18 protein-coding genes are annotated in these 16,398 nt (G+C 69.2%); 7 read left to right on the forward strand and 11 right to left on the reverse strand.

Annotation, left to right across the window (positions count from 1 at the left end):
- Positions 1-54: 54 nt before the first annotated feature.
- A complete protein-coding gene (locus AC1DGE_RS08625) occupies positions 55-390 on the forward strand; it encodes a methyltransferase domain-containing protein (protein ID WP_476893442.1) in 336 nt (111 codons plus the stop codon).
- Positions 391-525: 135 nt separating this feature from the next.
- On the forward strand, positions 526-1,881 hold the full coding sequence (locus tag AC1DGE_RS08630) for a uracil-xanthine permease family protein (RefSeq protein WP_441419069.1): 1,356 nt from the start codon (positions 526-528) through the stop codon (positions 1,879-1,881).
- Positions 1,882-1,973: 92 nt separating this feature from the next.
- Here the strand turns inward: AC1DGE_RS08630 and AC1DGE_RS08635 are convergent, their stop codons facing one another.
- Positions 1,974-2,504: a hypothetical protein gene (locus tag AC1DGE_RS08635; RefSeq protein ID WP_441419070.1), complete on the reverse strand. Its 531-nt coding sequence runs from the start codon at positions 2,502-2,504 to the stop codon at positions 1,974-1,976.
- A gap of 223 nt (positions 2,505-2,727) precedes the next feature.
- Here AC1DGE_RS08635 and AC1DGE_RS08640 point away from each other — a divergent pair, with 223 nt between their 5' ends.
- Both AC1DGE_RS08640 and AC1DGE_RS08645 read left to right on the forward strand, forming a co-directional pair.
- Positions 2,728-3,219 carry a DUF6328 family protein gene (locus tag AC1DGE_RS08640; protein WP_476917275.1) on the forward strand — a complete coding sequence of 164 codons (492 nt, stop codon included), beginning with the start codon at positions 2,728-2,730 and terminating at the stop codon, positions 3,217-3,219.
- A gap of 51 nt (positions 3,220-3,270) precedes the next feature.
- Positions 3,271-3,933, forward strand: a complete 663-nt coding sequence (locus AC1DGE_RS08645; RefSeq protein ID WP_476917276.1) for a DUF6766 family protein — start codon at positions 3,271-3,273, stop codon at positions 3,931-3,933.
- Positions 3,934-3,958: 25 nt separating this feature from the next.
- On the opposite strand, the gene AC1DGE_RS08650 is transcribed toward AC1DGE_RS08645, so the two are convergent.
- Positions 3,959-5,083, reverse strand: a complete 1,125-nt coding sequence (locus AC1DGE_RS08650; protein WP_476909617.1) for a glycerate kinase — start codon at positions 5,081-5,083, stop codon at positions 3,959-3,961.
- Positions 5,084-5,237: 154 nt separating this feature from the next.
- Here AC1DGE_RS08650 and AC1DGE_RS08655 point away from each other — a divergent pair, with 154 nt between their 5' ends.
- Both AC1DGE_RS08655 and AC1DGE_RS08660 read left to right on the forward strand, forming a co-directional pair.
- On the forward strand, positions 5,238-6,008 hold the full coding sequence (locus AC1DGE_RS08655; protein WP_476917277.1) for a histidine phosphatase family protein: 771 nt from the start codon (positions 5,238-5,240) through the stop codon (positions 6,006-6,008).
- Positions 5,992-6,885 (forward strand): NAD(P)H-hydrate dehydratase, encoded by an 894-nt coding sequence (locus tag AC1DGE_RS08660; RefSeq protein ID WP_476917278.1) that lies wholly within the window; start codon positions 5,992-5,994, stop codon positions 6,883-6,885. Before AC1DGE_RS08655 ends, AC1DGE_RS08660 begins: the two co-directional genes overlap by 17 nt.
- 36 nt (positions 6,886-6,921) lie before the next feature.
- Here the strand turns inward: AC1DGE_RS08660 and AC1DGE_RS08665 are convergent, their stop codons facing one another.
- The 5 genes from AC1DGE_RS08665 to AC1DGE_RS08685 form a co-directional block, all read right to left on the reverse strand.
- Complete coding sequence (locus AC1DGE_RS08665) at positions 6,922-7,722, reverse strand: glycerophosphodiester phosphodiesterase family protein (RefSeq protein WP_476917279.1); 801 nt, start codon at positions 7,720-7,722, stop codon at positions 6,922-6,924.
- 46 nt (positions 7,723-7,768) lie between these two features.
- A complete protein-coding gene (locus AC1DGE_RS08670) occupies positions 7,769-8,014 on the reverse strand; it encodes a hypothetical protein (protein WP_441419077.1) in 246 nt (81 codons plus the stop codon).
- 111 nt (positions 8,015-8,125) lie between these two features.
- Positions 8,126-8,944: an HAD family hydrolase gene (locus tag AC1DGE_RS08675; RefSeq protein WP_476917280.1), complete on the reverse strand. Its 819-nt coding sequence runs from the start codon at positions 8,942-8,944 to the stop codon at positions 8,126-8,128.
- A gap of 138 nt (positions 8,945-9,082) precedes the next feature.
- Entirely contained in the window at positions 9,083-9,580 is a 498-nt protein-coding gene (locus AC1DGE_RS08680; protein ID WP_476909614.1) for a YbhB/YbcL family Raf kinase inhibitor-like protein, read from the reverse strand.
- Positions 9,581-9,589: 9 nt separating this feature from the next.
- Positions 9,590-10,555 (reverse strand): carbohydrate kinase family protein, encoded by a 966-nt coding sequence (locus tag AC1DGE_RS08685; RefSeq protein ID WP_476917281.1) that lies wholly within the window; start codon positions 10,553-10,555, stop codon positions 9,590-9,592.
- A 174-nt stretch (positions 10,556-10,729) separates the two neighbouring features.
- Between AC1DGE_RS08685 and AC1DGE_RS08690 the strand changes: the two genes are divergently transcribed.
- The gene (locus AC1DGE_RS08690) at positions 10,730-11,923 is read left to right on the forward strand and encodes an MFS transporter (protein WP_476893499.1); all 1,194 of its coding nucleotides are present in this window, start codon (positions 10,730-10,732) and stop codon (positions 11,921-11,923) included.
- A gap of 35 nt (positions 11,924-11,958) precedes the next feature.
- Here AC1DGE_RS08690 and nhaA read toward each other — a convergent pair whose 3' ends face one another.
- The 4 genes from nhaA to AC1DGE_RS08710 all read right to left on the reverse strand — a co-directional run bounded on the left by nhaA (position 11,959) and on the right by AC1DGE_RS08710 (position 16,350).
- Positions 11,959-13,320: a Na+/H+ antiporter NhaA gene (nhaA, locus tag AC1DGE_RS08695; RefSeq protein ID WP_476893448.1), complete on the reverse strand. Its 1,362-nt coding sequence runs from the start codon at positions 13,318-13,320 to the stop codon at positions 11,959-11,961.
- A gap of 76 nt (positions 13,321-13,396) precedes the next feature.
- Positions 13,397-14,092, reverse strand: coding sequence for a potassium channel family protein (locus tag AC1DGE_RS08700; RefSeq protein ID WP_476893449.1), 696 nt, complete (start codon positions 14,090-14,092; stop codon positions 13,397-13,399).
- Positions 14,085-15,476, reverse strand: coding sequence for a TrkH family potassium uptake protein (locus tag AC1DGE_RS08705; RefSeq protein ID WP_476917282.1), 1,392 nt, complete (start codon positions 15,474-15,476; stop codon positions 14,085-14,087). Before AC1DGE_RS08705 ends, AC1DGE_RS08700 begins: the two co-directional genes overlap by 8 nt.
- A 79-nt stretch (positions 15,477-15,555) precedes the next feature.
- Positions 15,556-16,350 (reverse strand): alpha/beta hydrolase, encoded by a 795-nt coding sequence (locus AC1DGE_RS08710; RefSeq protein WP_476893451.1) that lies wholly within the window; start codon positions 16,348-16,350, stop codon positions 15,556-15,558.
- Positions 16,351-16,398 lie beyond the last annotated feature (48 nt).

Here is a 16,398-nt window from a genome sequence, read left to right on the forward strand (position 1 = left end):
TTTTTGGGAGAGTGACGGCCCGCCGGGAAGACCCAGGGTCGGTACGCTCGGGCAATGGGAAACTCCGAGAACCTGGCCGGCGTAAGAACCGCATATGACACGGTGGCCGAGGCTTATTCAGAGGCGCTCCCGGACACCAGCTTTGAAGCGCCGCTCGATATGGCGATGATCAACGACTTCTGCGCGCGGATTCGCGCTGCCCCGGGACGGAAAGTGATCGACGCCGGATGCGGCGCCGGACGATTGAGTGTCCGCTTAGCCGAAGCGGGGCTCGACGTTACAGGCGTGGATCTCTCACCGGGGATGGTCCGGCAGCAGCCCGAAGCCATCCTCGTGAAGACCCGGCCCCCACTCGGCGTGGGCCTCAAGCCAGGCAGCGCGCAAACCTAGAGAAGGAACAGTCAGGGCTGGCATACCGGCACTATATCGATGCTTCCGGCACCAATGCCGTCCGGCCGGCGCGGTAAAGTGTCACCGGAAGATTCCTTCCCGGTCCCGCCACACATTCTTGAAAGGCTCGCTGCAATGAGCATGCTCGGCACCAAATGGAAGCTCCACGGAAACGGCAAGTCCATCCGCCCCGGCGAGGTCGTCAGACCGGATGAGCGCCTCGCGTGGCCCCTGACAATCGGCGTGGGCATGCAGCACGTTGTCGCCATGTTCGGCGCCACTTTCCTGGTGCCGATCATCACCGGCATGCCGCCGGCCACCACGCTGTTCTTTTCCGGCATCGGCACCCTGCTGTTCCTGGTCATCACCAAGGGCCGGGTGCCCAGCTACCTCGGCTCCTCCTTCGCGTTCATCGCCCCGATCATGGCCTCCCAACAGCAGTACGGGATTCCCGGCGCGCTGGGCGGCGTGGTGCTGGCCGGCGTCGGGCTGGCCATCATCGGCGCCATTGTGCAGAAGTTCGGCGCGGGCTGGATCAACCGGCTGATGCCGCCGATCGTCACCGGCGCCATCGTGGGGCTGATCGGCCTGAACTTGGCCCCCGCCGCCAAGAACAACTTCGACGCCGCCCCCATCACCGCCCTGGTCACCCTCGCGGTGATCATCGTGGTCAGCGTCTTCTTCCGCGGCATCCTTGGCCGCCTCAGCATCCTGGTCGGCGTCGTGGTGGGCTACCTCGTCGCGATGATCCGCGGCGAGATCAACTTCGACAAGGTCGACGCCGCCGCCTGGGTCGGGCTCCCGCACTTCCAGACCCCCGAATTCCACCTCGGCGTCGTCGGCCTCTTCGTCCCGGTGGTGCTGGTGCTGGTGGCGGAGAACATCGGCCACGTGAAGTCGGTCTCCGCCATGACCGGGCAGAACCTCGACGGCGTGTCCGGCCGCGCACTGATGGCCGACGGCGCCGCGACTGTCCTCGCCGGCCTGGGCGGCGGATCCGGCACCACCACCTACGCCGAAAACATCGGCGTCATGGCCGCAACGAAGGTCTATTCGACGGCGGCCTACTGGGTGGCCGGCATCTTCGCCGTCGTGCTGAGCTTCTCGCCGAAGTTCGGCGAACTCATCGCGACCGTCCCGGCCGGCGTGCTCGGCGGCGCAGCCACCATGCTCTACGGCATGATCGGCGTCCTGGGCGTGAAGATCTGGGTGCAGAACAAGGTCAACTTCTCCAACCCGATCAACCTCACCACCGCCGCAGTGGCCCTGATTGTCGGCATCGCCGACTACACCTGGACCATCGGCGACCTCAAGTTCACCGGCATCGCCCTGGGCTCCGCGGCCGCCCTGGTGATCTACCACGGCATGAAGGCCATCGCGAAGGCCCGCGGCACCGTGGCCGAACCGGAGACCGAAGACGCCGCGCCCGTCGCAGCGGCCCGGGCTGCCGTCAACGCCGCGGCGAAGCGCTCTCCGAAGAAGCGCCGCTAGCCGCCGGCAGGCACCCAACCCGCTGCACAAAAGGCCGGCGCCCTCCCACCATGCGGTGGCAGGGCGCCGGCCTTCGGCGTGTCCGCGGCAGCTTAGCCGGCGTCGAACGATTCCTTGTCTTCGCTGTCACGGTCCTTCGGTGACTTCTCATCCGGCAGGTCCGTGCCGCTGCCGTCCGGAATCCCGGCGGCGTCCTGGCCGGACTCCGAGGAGAACGGCCGGCCCGGCTCGGGCTCCTCAGTGTTGGCCGCGTCCATCTCCGCGTCCGAGGAGGGCACCGCGCCGCCGCTTTCGGCTGCCGCTTCGTTGCCCTGCTCGAATCCGGCTTCGCTGCTTTCGTTTTCCGCGTTCATCTGTTCCTCTGTTCCTCCGAAGCGTCCGGCTCCGGGTTCTCCTGCACTGTCCTGGTCTTCGGCCCCGAACTGACTCAGGTCCGGTGTCCCCGCCGGGTAGGTCTCGCCGTCCGGGCTGTCCTGGTTGAGGCCCGCGGCATCGAAGGCCTCTTCATCGCGGGGCTGTGCAAACGTCTTCGCGTCCCCGCCGGGCAGTTCCTGCTCGGCGGTGGGGGTTCCGTAGCCGCCCGCTTCCTCTTCGATGGGGCGTCCTTGCTGGTCCTGAGTCATGTCGTTCCTCCTGCTTTCTGGCATTCGGCCGGTCGAATCTGGATGATCGGATCTGGAGTCCAGCCGCGCCCGGGAGCGCAGCCTTTCCGTGTTTTCCACCGTACCCGAAAAATCCTCAGTAAGCTTAGTACCGACCTGAATTTGTGTTTCGGGCCAAGTTGACCGCCATCCCGTGCCGGCCGCACGCAAGGGGGTCGCAGGTGAAACTTGAAAGGGAGCGACGATGCCCAACGCCGAAGAAACCCGGAACGATGGCCGGGACGAAACCTTCGACGAGAAGATGGACCGCAACTGGGCCGAACTGCTGCAGGAGCTGCGGGTTCTTCAGACCGGCGTCCAGATCCTGGCCGGTTTCCTGCTGACCTTGCCGTTCCAATCACGCTTCGAGACGCTGGACGGATTCCAGCTGACCCTCTACCTCACCAACGTTGTCGTGGCCGCCCTAACCACCGCACTGATTCTGCTGCCGGTGAGCGCGCATCGCCGGCTCTTCCGCAAGGGGCTCAAGGATACCCTCGTGGCCAGTGCGGACCGGATCGCGAAAGTGGCCCTGGCCGGCGTCGCACTGCTGAGCGTGGGTACTTCTGCGCTGGTCTTTGACGTGACAGCGGGACGGACCGCCGGACTTACCGCCGGCGGCGCGCTGCTGGCCGTACTGTTGATCCTGCTCGTGCTGATTCCCAACAGGCTCCGCCGCAAGACCGGACGGGGGTAGGCCATGAACGGAACTGCACCTCACACGATCCACCCAGAATCGGGAGCAAGAATGCGCAAGTGGGCCAAGGAACACGGACTGCTGCTGGCGAACATCGGACTTTTCGTCGTCTTCTTCGGCGGCATGGTCATCAGCGGGGCCGCCGACTACAGCGAGGACCAGCTCGCCCACGGCCAGGCCGCCGTCGGAATGTTCGAGTATCTGGGGACCGGAGCGTTCCTGGAGGCGACCTTCGAGAACTGGGAGTCGGAGTTCCTGCAGATGGGCATGTACGTCATCCTGACGGTCTTCCTCTTCCAGAAGGGTTCCTCCGAGTCGAAGCCGATGGGGAAAAAGGCCCCGCAGGACGAGGATCCGCGGCAGGCCACGATCAAGGCGGCGACGCCGTGGCCGGTGCGCCGCGGCGGTTGGGTGCTGAAAATCTATGAGCACTCCCTCTCGATCATGTTCCTGCTGCTGTTCCTGATGTCAGTCGCGCTCCACGCGGTGGGCGGCAGCGAGGAGTACAGCCAGGAGCAGCAGGCCCACGGCCAGCCCCCGGTCACCGTGCTGGGCTACCTCACGACGAGCCGGTTCTGGTTCGAGTCATTCCAGAACTGGCAGAGCGAGTTCCTGGCCGTCGCGGTGCTGGTCGGCGCTTCCGTGTATCTGCGGGAGAAGGGATCCCCGGAGTCCAAGCCGGTGGCCGAGCCGCACTACGAAACCGGCGCCTAGGGCTGAGGCTCTCCGGCTTCGCGGCTCAGGCCCCTTCGAGCACCTGGCTGGTGGCCCAGGCCAGGTACTTCGCGGCGTTGGCGATGGCATCGGCGGGGCTGGGCGCCACGTCCAGCAACTGGGCGGCGGCGACCACCCCGTGGCGGTCGAGGTCCTCGGGGGTGACGAGAATCCGGCCGGCGACCATGATGACCGGGATGCCCAGGTCGCGGGCAGCGTCGGCCAGGGCAATCGGCGCCTTCCCGGCCAGCGACTGGGAATCCAGGGAGCCCTCCCCGGTGATCACCAGGTCCGCGTCCGCGAGCTTCGCGGCAAGCCCGGTTAGCCCCGCGACAAGTTCAAAGCCGCCCTCCAGCGCAGCGTTGCTGAAGGCCAGGAACGACGCCGGGAAGCCGCCGGCGGCGCCCGCGCCGGGGACGTTGACGTCGCGGCCGGTGGCCTGCCGCAGCACCGAGGCCCAGTTGCGCAGCCCGGCGTCGAGCACCTCCACGGCCTCCGCGTCGGCGCCCTTCTGGGCGCCAAAGACGTGCGCGGCGCCGTCAGCGCCGTAGAGCGGGTTCTGCACGTCCACGGCGATCCTGAACTTCACGGCCGCCAGCCGCGGATCCAGTCCGCTGAGGTCCACGGCGACCACGTCGCCGAGCGAGCCGCCGCCGAGCGGCACCACATTGCCGGCGGCGTCCACCGGCTTGAGGCCCAGGGCGCGCAGGGCGCCGCTGCCGCCGTCGGTCATGGCCGAGCCGCCCACGCCAAGCACAATTTCGGTGGCGCCGGCGTCCAGCGCGGCCGCGATCAGCTGCCCGCACCCGTAGCTGTGGGCCCGCAGGGCGTTGGCCGGCGTCGGCTCCATGTGTGCGAGCCCGGACGCCTGTGCCGTCTCGATGACGGCGGTCGCCCCGCCGAAGGCGTCCTGGCGGATCGCCCAGGCCGCGCCGATCGGCGCCAGAATCGGCCCGACGACGGCGTTCAGGCGCTCCTCGTACCCGGCAGCGACCGCCGCCTCCAAGGTGCCCTCGCCGCCGTCGGCCACGGGGAACTGGACGGCCTCGGCCTCGGGGTAGACGCGCAGGGCGCCCTCGGCAATGGCGGCGGCGGCCTCGGCGGCAGTCAGGGAGCCCTTGAACTTGTCAGGGGCGATCAGGATACGCATGGCTCCATCCTGCCAGCCCGCGCCGACAATTCCTTTCCGAGACAAGGCCGGGAGCGCCGGAGTAACGTGGGCACTTCCGGGCCGCCCGGGATCCTCCCGCGGACGGCCGTGGCAGTTCCGGCCCGCCCCGCGGGCCGGCGAGCAGGAGGTAACGGTGAGCAACATCGGACACACCGGCGGCAGCTTGCCGGGCATCACGGGACTCGTACTGGTCCGGCACGGGGAAAGTGAAGGCAACGTTGCAGCCACCCTCGCGCATCAGGCCGGGGCCCAGGTCATAAACGTCCCGGCGCGCGACGCCGACGTCGGACTCTCGGACACCGGCCGGGAACAAGCGCTGGCGCTGGGCCGATTGCTGGCCCGCGTCCCCGAGCCGGGCCGCACCGCCGTATGGTCCTCCCCCTACGCCCGCGCCCGGCAGACCGCCGAACTCGCAGTCCAGACCGGCGGATGGCGGGTGCAGATCCGGCTGGACGAGCGGCTCCGCGACCGCGAACTCGGCATCCTGGACATGCTGACCTCCGCGGGGGTGGAGGCGCGGCTGCCGGAGGAAGCCCAGCGCCGGCGGTGGCTGGGGAAGTTCTACTACCGGCCGCCGGGCGGCGAATCATGGGCCGACGTCGTGCTGCGGCTTCGCTCGCTGCTGGCCGACCTGGATCGTGACCATGCCGGAGAAGAGGTTCTGCTGGTCTGCCACGATGCCTTGATCGTGCTGTTCCGCTACATTCTGCAGGGCCTCTCGGAGTCCGAGCTGCTGGACATTGCCGCCACGACCAGCATTCTGAACGCCTCCGTCAGCCGCTTTGTCCGCACCGACGGGACGGGGGCGTGGGAGCTCGAGAGCTTCAACATGGCAGACCATCTGGCGGAGCAGGGCGTTCCCGTCACCGAGCACGCAGGGGACGCCGATGTCCACCCGCGCTAAGTCATCGCCCGCGGTGCAGCTGACACCCACTCTGCTGCGCGGCTGGCCGCTGCCCGGCGGCGGCTCCGGCAAGGACGACCGCGGTTCGGTGCTGGTGGTGGGAGGCGCCCGCAAGACGCCGGGGGCCGCCCTCCTCGCCGGCGTCGCGGCCCTGCGCTCCGGCGCCGGCCGGCTGACCCTGGCGGTGGCAGAGTCGACGGCGGTGCAGCTGGCGGTGGCGTTCCCGGAGTCCGGCGTCGTGGGGCTGCCGGAAACGGGCCACGGATCGGTTAAGGGCTCCGGGGCGTCGCTGCTGGCAGACGAGGCCGGCGCCGCTGACGCCATCCTCGTCGGACCCGGCCTGGACGACAAGGACGAGACCCTGTCGTTGCTGCGGGCGCTGCTGCTGCCGGGCCGGTCGCGGCCGAAGCGCGGACCCGCCGTCGTCCTCGATGCCTATGCACTGGGCTGCCTGCCCGAACTGGCCGACGAACTGCAGCCCTGGGCCGGCCGGCTGATCCTGACCCCCAACGTCACCGAAGGCGGCATCCTGCTGGGCCGGGACATTGAGGATCTTCAGCGGGACGTGCCTCGGATCGCCGACAAGTACCAGGCGGTGGTGAGCTGCCAGGGGGTGATCGCGGAGCCCGGCGGGAACCTCTGGGAAATCACCACCGGACACAGCGGCCTGGGCACCTCCGGAAGCGGCGACGTACTGGCCGGAGCCATCGCCGGCCTGCGGGCCCGCGGGACCACCGATGCGCAGGCCGCCTGCTGGGGCTCCCATCTGCATGCCGCTGCCGGCGACCGGCTGGCGAGCAGGCTGGGCGGACTCGGCTATCTGGCGCGCGAGCTCTGCGATGAGCTGCCGGCGCTGATGGTGGAACTCAGCAGTTAAGCGGTGCGCGCGGCCGCCGTTGGTCAGGGCAGGGCCTCAGTCCGGCCACTGCCCGCGTTCCTGCAGGACGGCCTTCAGCACGTCCGCGCGGTCGGTGACGATCCCGTCGACGCCGAGGTCCAGCAGGCGGTGCATCTCGGCCGCCTCGTTGATGGTCCAGACATGGACGTGCAGGCCGTGGCGGTGGGCGCGGCGGACGAACCCGGCCGTCACCACGGGCACGGCCCCGTAACGGACTGGGACCTGCAGGGCGTGCACGTCGTGGAGCGCACGGGCCGTCACCCGGCGCAGCAGTGTCGCCGGGAGCAGCGGCCCCAGCAGCACGAAGAGGGCGTTGGAGGCCATGCCGGCAGAACTTGCGGCGGGCCGGCTCAGGCGGCGCAGCACGGCGCGCCGGCGGCGGTCGGAGAAGCTCGCGATCAGGACGCGGTCATGCAGGCCATACTGCTCGATCGCCGCGGCCAGGGTGGCCACCGAGTTCCAGTCCTTGACGTCCAGGTTCAGCCGGACCTCCGGAAACTCCGCGACCAGCTCCTCCAGCAGCGGGATCGGCTCGGCGCCGGCGATCCTGGCCCGGGCCACCGTTTCGGCCGGGAGCTCGGAAATCCGGCCACTGCCGTCCGTGACCCGGTCGAGGGTTTCGTCGTGGAAGAGCAGCAGGACGCCGTCGGCGGTGGTGTGCACGTCCGCTTCCAGGTAGCGGTAACCGAGTGCGACGGCGGCGCGGAAGGCGGCCATCGAGTTCTCGGCGCCCTCGGGCGAGAAGCCGCGGTGGGCCATCGCCACGGGCGCGCCGGCAGCGCCGCCGGGGGCGAGGAAGGGGTGCGGGAGGGTCACTCTTGAAGCGTACCGGAGCCGGGCCGGCCGCTGCCGGAACGCGGGCTCAGGAGCCGTGGGGCAGGATCTCCACCCCGTCGCTGCAATGCAGCAGTGTCCGGCCGCCGCCGTCGAGGTCCACCCACACAGTGGTGTGGTCCGGCGTCACCGCGTCGACGAACCCGCCGGTCTCGAACCCGGGCGTGAGCCGCACCCGGACCCGGTCGCCCTGGCGCAGGCTCTTCCAATGCGCGTCGGGATCCACCCGTCGGAGCGGCTGGTCATCAGTATGTCGGTTGCCGTACCTGGCCATGATTGCCCCACCATCAGTCAAGAGATCCGTTCGGTCACGCCAGCCTAGGCGGCCAAGGTGAACGGCAGTTGTCCGTCAGCTGGGAATCCCGTGTCCGCCGGGCGGCGTAGGTTACGGGAGCCGGACGCCCAGCTCGGCGAGCTTGACTTCGAGGATCTGGGCCACGCCGTCGTCGTCGAAATGCGGTGCCTGCTGGCCGGCCGCACGGATGGCTTCCGGGTGTCCGCTGGCCATGGCGTAGCCGTGCCCGGCCCAGCGCAGCATCTCGATGTCGTTGGGCATGTCGCCGAAGGCCACGACCTCCTGCGCCTGAACGCCCAGGGACGCCGCGTATTCGGCGAGGGTCACGGCCTTGTTGACGCCGGGCAGCGACAGCTCCAGCAGCGCGATGTTGGGGGCCGAGTGTGTGGCGGCGGCCAGATGCGCGACAGCGGGCGAAACCTCGGCGAGGAACTCATCCGCGGTGCCTTCCCGGACGACCGCGAGGAACTTCACGATGGCGTCGTCGGCGCGGAGCGTGTCCTGCAGCGGGGCGGGCGTGAATTCGGCGAGCAGTCCGCTGGAACCGGTACCCAGGAACCCGGGTTCCAGGTGGAAGCCGGTGAGGGTTTCCGCGGCGAACAACGCGGAAGGACGCAGCCGCTGGATGATGCGGCGGGCTTCGAAGACGGCGTCGAGCTCCAGGGCCCGGGCGGACACCATACGGTCGGCCTCCAGGTCCCACACCACCGCGCCATTGGAGCAGATCACGGTTCCGGTGTGGCCGAGTTGTTCCTGCAGGGGGTGCAGCCAGCGCGGCGGACGGCCGGTGACGAACACGAGTTCCACCCCGGCGTCGCGGCAGGCGTGGAAAGCGCGCACGGTCCGGTCGCTGATCTTGCCGTCGTGGCCCAGGATCGTTCCGTCAATATCACTTGCTACCAGCCGCATACTGCCAGTCTACGTTGGCCGCGCCCGCGCCATTTCGACGGTTCCCTGCCCGCAGGGTGGCTGGAATCGTCGAGGGCGCAGGGAAGCGTCGAAACGGGGGCGTTGGTGGGCTGGTTCCGCTGCGTACGACGACGCCGGTCAGTGCCGTTCGTACAGTCCGGTCAGGCTCGCCCGGGCCAGGGTGTGCGGGCCGAGCTTGGCTTCCAGCTTGGCCGGGGATGCGCCGGCGTCGAGCCCGGACTTTTCCACGTTCAGGGCGTGCACCGTGATGACGTAGCGGTGCGGGCCGTGGCCCTTGGGCGGGGCGGCCCCCAGGTAGCCTGCGGAACCGCCGTCGTTCCGGAGCTGGAAGGCGCCCAGCGGCAGGCCGCCGCCGTGCCGCGACCCCGCCCCCGCGGCCAGCGAGGTGACGTCCGCCGGGATGTCCAGCACGGCCCAGTGCCAGAAGCCGCCGTGGCCCGGCGCGTCAGGGTCGAACACCGTGACGGCGTAGCTTCGGGTGCCGGCCGGAGCGCCGCTCCAGTGCAGCGGCGGCGATTCATCCTTGCCGCCGGGACCGGTAGCGGCGCCGCGCTGGGCCGCCGGCAGGATCTGGCCGTCCTCGAAAGTGTCGCTGCTTAGGTTGAAGGCTGCCATGGCTTCCTCTCAATTGCTGGTTAGGCCCGCACTTTCCGGGCCCAGTTCCATCCGGTTCAGTTCGGCCCGGGTGGGCGGGTTGGCCCCGGCGCGGGAGACCGTAACGGCGGCCGCCGCGGCGGCGTGGCCCAGGAGTTCGCGCAGGCTCCCGGCGGATAGCTCGCGCAGCTCCTTGCGGTTCTGGGCCCCGTTGAGGCCCAGGTCCACGACACCGGAGAGCAGCGCGGCCATGAAGGAATCCCCGGCGCCGACGGTGTCCGTCACCTTCACCGACGGGGCCGCGACCTGCGCCTCGCCGGCGGCGTTGACGGCCCACGGTCCGGCCGCGCCGCGCGTGACCACCACCATGGCGGGGCCCTCCGAGCCGCCGAGCGAGAGCCACCGGCGGGCCGAATCCAGCGGATCAACGCCGGGGTAGAGCCATTCGAGGTCCTCGTCGGAGGCCTTGACCACGTCCGCGAGCGTGACAAACTTTTCGGCCTGGTGGCGTGCGTAGTCGGCGTCGGTAATGATGCTGGGCCGGCAGTTGGGATCGAAGCTGATGGTCGCCGAAGGATGGGCATGCTCGACGGCGGCAAGCACCTCCGCGGCACCCGGCGCCAGCATCGTGGCAATCGAGCCGGTATGCAGCAGCGTGCTGCCCTGCAGCATGAACGGCAGCCGGTCCGCGAGGCCGGGGAGCTCCCAGGCGAGGTCGAAGGTGTAGCTCGCGGCGCCGTCGTCGTCAATCAAGGCGGTTGCCACCGACGTCGGCAGTTCGTCCGGACCCAGCGGGAGCAGCACCGAACTGGACTTGAGGTGCGCCGCGACGGATTCCCCGTAGGCGTCCCGGCCGTAGCGGCCGATGAACTGCACCGGGTGGTCCAGCCGGGCCAGGCCCACCGCGACGTTCAAGGGGCTGCCGCCGACGTGGGCCTGGATACCTGAGGAGCGCTGGACAACATCAACCAGGGCCTCACCAATGACTGTGAGCATGCTCATACTCTGCCAGAGAACGCCGCCCGGCGCCGCCCCAACCGGTGTTTTGGTACGATACCCCCAGGGGTATAGCCTTAAGGAGTGCCCACCCCTGACACCCAGCCCTCGCCCCGCCGCGCCGGCGCGCCCGGCGCCGTGATCCTGGGGCTGCGCCAGAATATTGCCCAGTTCATGCTGCTCGTTGCGGTCAACGCCCTCGTCGGGGGCACCCTCGGCCAGGAACGCACCGTGCTGCCGCTGCTCGCCAGCGACGTGTTCCATCTCGACAAATACACGAGCGCCCTGACTTTCGTCCTGGCCTTCGGACTGGCCAAGGCAGCCACCAACTACTTCGCCGGGACGCTCTCGGACCGCTATGGGCGCAAGCCGGTGCTGGTGGCCGGCTGGCTGATCGCGCTGCCCGTGCCGCTGCTGCTGATCTTCGGCACCAGCTGGTCCTGGATCGTGGCCGCCAACGTGATCCTGGGCATCAGCCAGGGCCTTACCTGGTCCACCACGGTGGTCATGAAAATGGACCTGGTCGGCCCGAACCGGCGCGGCCTCGCGATGGGATTCAACGAGGCCGCGGGCTACCTTGGCGTGGCCGGCACGGCCCTGGTTACCGGCTACCTCGCGGCGTCCTACGGCCTGCGGCCGGCGCCGTTCCTGCTCGGCGCCGCCTACATCGCCCTGGGGCTCGGCCTGTCCGTGCTCGCCGTCAAGGAAACGCACCACCATGCGAAAACCGAGGCCGCAAACCACGTCGACGCGCACAGCGGTGCCGGCGCGGCGCTCAGCACCCGCGAAATCTTTACCCTGACCAGCTTCCGGGACCGCTCGCTCTCCTCGGTGAGCCAGGCCGGGCTGGTCAACAACCTCAACGACGGCCTGGCCTGGGGCCTGTTCCCGGTTCTCTTCGCCGGCGCCGGCCTCTCGATCGAGCGCATCGGCATCCTCGCCGCGGTATACCCGGCGGTTTGGGGAGCGGTGCAACTTATCACCGGCGCCGCCTCAGACCGGCTGGGGCGCAAGTGGCTGATCGCGGGCGGCATGTTTATCCAGGCCGTGGGCCTKGCCATCGTGGCGGCCGGCCATGGCTTCGAAATTTGGCTCCTCGCGGCCGTCCTGCTCGGCGTGGGCACGGCGATGGTCTACCCCACCCTGCTGGCGGCCATCGGCGATGTGGCCCACCCGCAGTGGCGGGCGCGTTCGGTCGGCATCTACCGCTTGTGGCGCGACGGCGGCTTCGCCGTGGGCGCGCTGCTGTCCGGGATACTCGCGGACGCCTACGGCATTCCGGTGGCGATCGCCGTCGTCGCCGCTTTGACGGCGGCGTCCGGGCTCGTCGTCGCGGTACGGATGCGCGGCACCGACCACCGCGCCTAGCGCCGGCCCGCGCCGGTTCAGCGCTCCGCGCAGGTTCAGCGCTCCGCGCCGCCCTCCTGGTAGACGTCGGGAATGCCGTCATTGTCCGAGTCCCGCCGCTCCTCTTCCTCCGCCTGCCGGTACTGCCGGTTGCGGGTGCGGAGCACCACGCTCGCCAGCAGGGCGGCCAGCAACGACGCCGCCAGGATGCCGACCTTGGCGTGGTCGTCATGGACGCTGCCATTGCCGAAACTGAGCTCCGCTACCAGCAGCGACACGGTGAAGCCGATCCCGGCCAGGATCGAGACGCCGAACACGTCGATCCACTTGAACGAGTTGTCCAGCCGCGCCTTGGTTACCTTGGTGAGCAGCCAGGTGGTGCCCAGGATGCCGGCCGGTTTGCCCAGGACGAGGGCCAGGATGACGCCCACGGCGACCGGGTCCGCCAGCGCCGAGCCCAGCCCGCCCCAGCCGCCCACGGCAACGCCGGCGGAGAAGAAGGCGAAGACCGGCACCGCGACGCCGGCCGAGATCGGCCGGAACCGGTGCTCGAAGATTTCCGAAAGCCCCGGTCCGGCTTCCGGTCCCCCGCTGGCCTGGGAGCGCAGCACCGGGATCGCGAAGCCGAGCAGGACGCCGGCCACGGTCGCGTGGATGCCCGAGGCATGCACCAGGGCCCAGGTGGCCAGGCCGAGGGGCAGCAGGATGAACCACGCCGCGGGGGCCTTCAGCCCGAAGAAGCGGCGGTACCGGTGCGCCAGGTAGGTGTACAGGCCCAGCGGCAGCAGGGCCAGCAGCAGGGGGGCAAGCTGGAGGTCGCTGGAGTAGAACACGGCAATGATGGTGATGGCGATCAGGTCATCCACCACGGCGAGGGTGAGCAGGAAGATCCGCAACGCACTCGGCAGGTGCGAGCCGATGATCGCGAGGACCGCGACGGCGAAGGCTATGTCCGTGGCGGTGGGGATCGCCCAGCCGCGCAGCGTTTCCGGACTGCCGAGGTTGACGACGGCGTAGATCACCGCCGGGATGATCACCCCGCCGGCGGCCGCGGCAACCGGCACGATCGACTTGTCCAGCTGGCGAAGATCGCCGGCCACGAACTCGCGCTTGAGCTCCAGGCCGACCAGGAAAAAGAAGATGGCGAGCAGTCCGTCGGCCGCCCAGGCCCCCAGGCTGAGGTCCAGGTGCCAGGGTTCGTAGCCGATCTTGAAGTCGCGGAGCGCAAAGTAGCTCTCCGACGCCGGCGAGTTGGCCCAGATCAGCGCGGCGACGGCCGCGAACACGAGCAGGGCTCCGCCGACGGTTTCCTTTCGGAGGATTTCGCCGATGCGCAGGGATTCGGCGTAACTGCCGCGACCGAAGATGGTCAGGCGCGGCGTGCCGGCCTGGGGCGCGGGAGGAGGTGTGTGGCTCATGCGGAAGTCCTAAAATTTGGGTCGACTGAACTATGCCGACCAGACTTCCCGGCGCACCAGATCCCAGTCTACTTGCCTACGGCATCGTGCTGAATCGTTCCGCCTGTGACTTGGCACCCTGGACGATGATCTGGTCCTCCTCATAGAGGACCGTTTGCGCCGTGGTGTGGCCCCAGATCCCGCCGGGGCGCTTGACGGCCACCACGGTCACGCCGAATTTCTCCCGCAGTCCCACGACCCCGAGCGGGCGGTCCCGGACGATAGCCGGAGGGCCCGTCCGGATCATCACAAAATCGTCCTCGAATTCCACGTAGTCGAGGATGGAGCCGAGGACCAGGTGGGCCACCCGCCTGCCCATGTCATGCTCAGGCCGGATCACGTGCTCGACGCCGAGCTGGGCGAGGATTTCGGCGTGCGGCTCGCTGATTGCCTTCGCCCAGATCTGCGGGCGCTGGAATTTCAGCAGCCGCGAGGTGGTCAGGATGCTGGCTTCAATGTCGGAGCCGATGCCCACCACCGCGCGGTCAAACTCGTGCACGGACAGCTGGCGCAGCACCTCCTCCTTAGTCGAATCGGCCCTGACCACATGGGTGAGGCGCCCGTTGAAGGACTGGACAATTTCCTCGCTGGCGTCCACCCCGAGGACCTCGGTCCCCTGGGCCTCGAGCTCCAGGGCCAGGGAGCCGCCGAAGCGGCCGAGCCCAATGACCACCACCGAGGACGCCTTGGTGCTGGCGGCCGCAGTGCGGGCGGCAAAAATGTTCTTAGCCAATGAGCGGCCTTTCCTTGGGGAATTCGTAAAGCAGGGGCCGTTCGCGCAACGCGAGGGCGGCGCCGAGGGTCACCGGCCCCAGCCTGCCGACGAACATTAGCAGGATCAGGACCAGCTGGCCGGCCGGCGGCATGGCGGCGGTGATGCCCGTGGACAGGCCCACTGTCGCGAAGGCGGAGACAACTTCGAAAAGGATCCGCTCCTGGCCAAAGTCGGTAATGAGCATCAGGAACATGGTGGATCCGACCACCAGGGCGATCGCGAGGAGCACCACGGTGATCGCCTGGCGGTGGACGGCCCGGGAGAGCCGTTTCCCGAAGATGTTCACGGCCGTGCCGCCCTGGAGTTCGGTGCTGAGGATGAAGAAGAGCACGGCGAAGGTGGTGATCTTCAAGCCGCCGGCGGTTCCGGCCGGGCCACCGCCGATGAACATCAGGATGTCCATGCCGAGCCAGGACACGGGATGCATCTGCGAGATGTCGATGCTGTTGAAGCCGGCGGTGCGGGTGATGGCGGACTGGAAGAAGCCGGCGAGCACGCGGTCACCGGCCGGCAGCGCGCCGAGTGTGGCCGGGTTGGTCCACTCCACCGCGGTCAGGAAAACGGTCCCGCCGGTGAGTAGCACCGCCGAGCCGACCAGGACCAGTTTCGTGTTCATGCCCCAGAAGATCGGGCGCCGGTACTGCCGGACCAGTTCAAAGAGGACAGGGAAACCAAGGCCGCCGATGATCACCGCCGCGGCAATCGGAAGGCACACCCAGGGGTCGCCGACGAACCCCATCAGGTTGTCCGAATACAGGGCGAAGCCGGCGTTGTTAAAGGCTGACACCGCATGGAAGATGCCACGCCATACGGCCTCGCCGGGCGGGTAGCCGTAGCCGGCCATGAAGCGGGCCGCGAGAATCACGGCCAACAGCGCTTCCACGATCAGGCTGATGCCGAGGACCCCCACCAGCACCCCGCGGACGTCGCCGAAACCGGTGCTTTTGGTCTCCGCGGCGGCGGACAACCGGGATTTCAGGCCCAGCCGACGGGCGGTCAGGACCCCGAGCAGGGTGCCGAAGGACATCACGCCGAACCCGCCGATCTGGATCAGCACCAGGATGACCACCTGGCCGAAGCCGCTCCAGAACACGGGCGTGTCCACGGTGCTCAGGCCTGTCACGCAAACGGCTGAGGTGGCCGTGAAGAGGGCTTCCAGGAAGGTGGCCCCGCCGTCGCCGGTCTTCGCCACCGGCAGGGACAGCAGTCCGGTCCCCGCGGCGACGGCGCCGGCAAAGCCCAGGACGATCACCTGGGCGGGATGGCTGGGCGCGAAGGCGCGCGCGAACCTGGTGAAGCCCGCCACGGGGGCACGGAGCACCGCGGGAACTTTCACATGCATGGGGCCACGCTATCACCGGCGCCGGGCTGCTTCGCCGGGCCCTTTCGGGCGGCCGCTCCCGGGGGCCGCCTCGGCCGGTTCAGCCCAGCAGTTGCTGCACGAGCTCGCGGCATTTCCGGTAGGCGGCCGCCTTCGGGTCGATCAGCGCGAAGTGGTCGCCGGGGACCTTGAGGAACTGGACCGGGGCGCCGCAGGCCTTGGCCGCGGCCGAGTAGGCCTCGGACTGGCTCATCGGCACAGTATCGTCCTCGGTGGTGTGCACGGCGTACACCGGAACCCGCAGCGGCACGGCGCTCATCGGGTCGGCGAACTTATGCCGTTTGGGGTATTTTTCCGAGGAACCGCCCAGGAAGTTGCTCACCGCGCCGTTGCTCAGGTTGAGCCGCTCCGCCTCGGCCAGGTTCAGCAGCCCGGACTGGCTGACGACACCGGTAAGGTGCACCGCGCCGTCGTCGTCCTTGCGCTGCAGCTGGCGGTCCGCGTCCGGGGCGCCGAGCTGGCCAAGCCGGCTGCGGCCGGCCGCCCAGACGGCCAGGTGCCCGCCGGCGGAGTGGCCGAGCGCGACGACGCGGTCCAGGCCGAGGCCGTGTTCGTCGGCGATGTCGCGCAGCTTGTCGATTCCGGCGAGGATGTCCGCGAAAGTGTGCGGCCAGCCTCCGCCGTTGCCGGCCCGCCGGTACTCCAGGTTCCAGGCGGCCACGCCGTGCGCAGCGAGGTCCTTGGCCAGCGGTTCGCCGAGTTCGGCGCCGTACTGCGAACGCCAATAGCCGCCGTGGATCACCACGACCACGCCCCTGGGCTCGGCCGCGTCCGGGAGGAAGAGTTCCCCCCACTGGCTCGGGTCGTCGCCGTAGTGGTACTTCTGCCGCTTCACTGTGTCCTCCTTGGGGCCCGGTGAACAGGCAGCGACCGCCCCCAGTGT

The organism is Arthrobacter sp. 05N425 (genome assembly GCF_056397125.1).

Bases quoted from the DNA above. Each gene is read 5' to 3' on its own strand.
- AC1DGE_RS08635 (WP_441419070.1), bottom strand. From the start codon at position 2,504: ATGACTCAGGACCAGCAAGGACGCCCCATCGAAGAGGAAGCGGGCGGC.
- AC1DGE_RS08630 (WP_441419069.1), top strand. From the start codon at position 526: ATGAGCATGCTCGGCACCAAATGGAAGCTCCACGGAAACGGCAAGTCC.
- AC1DGE_RS08625 (WP_476893442.1), top strand. From the start codon at position 55: ATGGGAAACTCCGAGAACCTGGCCGGCGTAAGAACCGCATATGACACG.
- AC1DGE_RS08640 (WP_476917275.1), top strand. From the start codon at position 2,728: ATGCCCAACGCCGAAGAAACCCGGAACGATGGCCGGGACGAAACCTTC.
- AC1DGE_RS08685 (WP_476917281.1), bottom strand. From the start codon at position 10,555: ATGCTCACAGTCATTGGTGAGGCCCTGGTTGATGTTGTCCAGCGCTCC.
- nhaA (WP_476893448.1), bottom strand. From the start codon at position 13,320: ATGAGCCACACACCTCCTCCCGCGCCCCAGGCCGGCACGCCGCGCCTG.
- AC1DGE_RS08650 (WP_476909617.1), bottom strand. From the start codon at position 5,083: ATGCGTATCCTGATCGCCCCTGACAAGTTCAAGGGCTCCCTGACTGCC.
- AC1DGE_RS08660 (WP_476917278.1), top strand. From the start codon at position 5,992: ATGTCCACCCGCGCTAAGTCATCGCCCGCGGTGCAGCTGACACCCACT.
- AC1DGE_RS08675 (WP_476917280.1), bottom strand. From the start codon at position 8,944: ATGCGGCTGGTAGCAAGTGATATTGACGGAACGATCCTGGGCCACGAC.
- AC1DGE_RS08680 (WP_476909614.1), bottom strand. From the start codon at position 9,580: ATGGCAGCCTTCAACCTAAGCAGCGACACTTTCGAGGACGGCCAGATC.
- AC1DGE_RS08670 (WP_441419077.1), bottom strand. From the start codon at position 8,014: ATGGCCAGGTACGGCAACCGACATACTGATGACCAGCCGCTCCGACGG.
- AC1DGE_RS08645 (WP_476917276.1), top strand. From the start codon at position 3,271: ATGCGCAAGTGGGCCAAGGAACACGGACTGCTGCTGGCGAACATCGGA.
- AC1DGE_RS08705 (WP_476917282.1), bottom strand. From the start codon at position 15,476: ATGCATGTGAAAGTTCCCGCGGTGCTCCGTGCCCCCGTGGCGGGCTTC.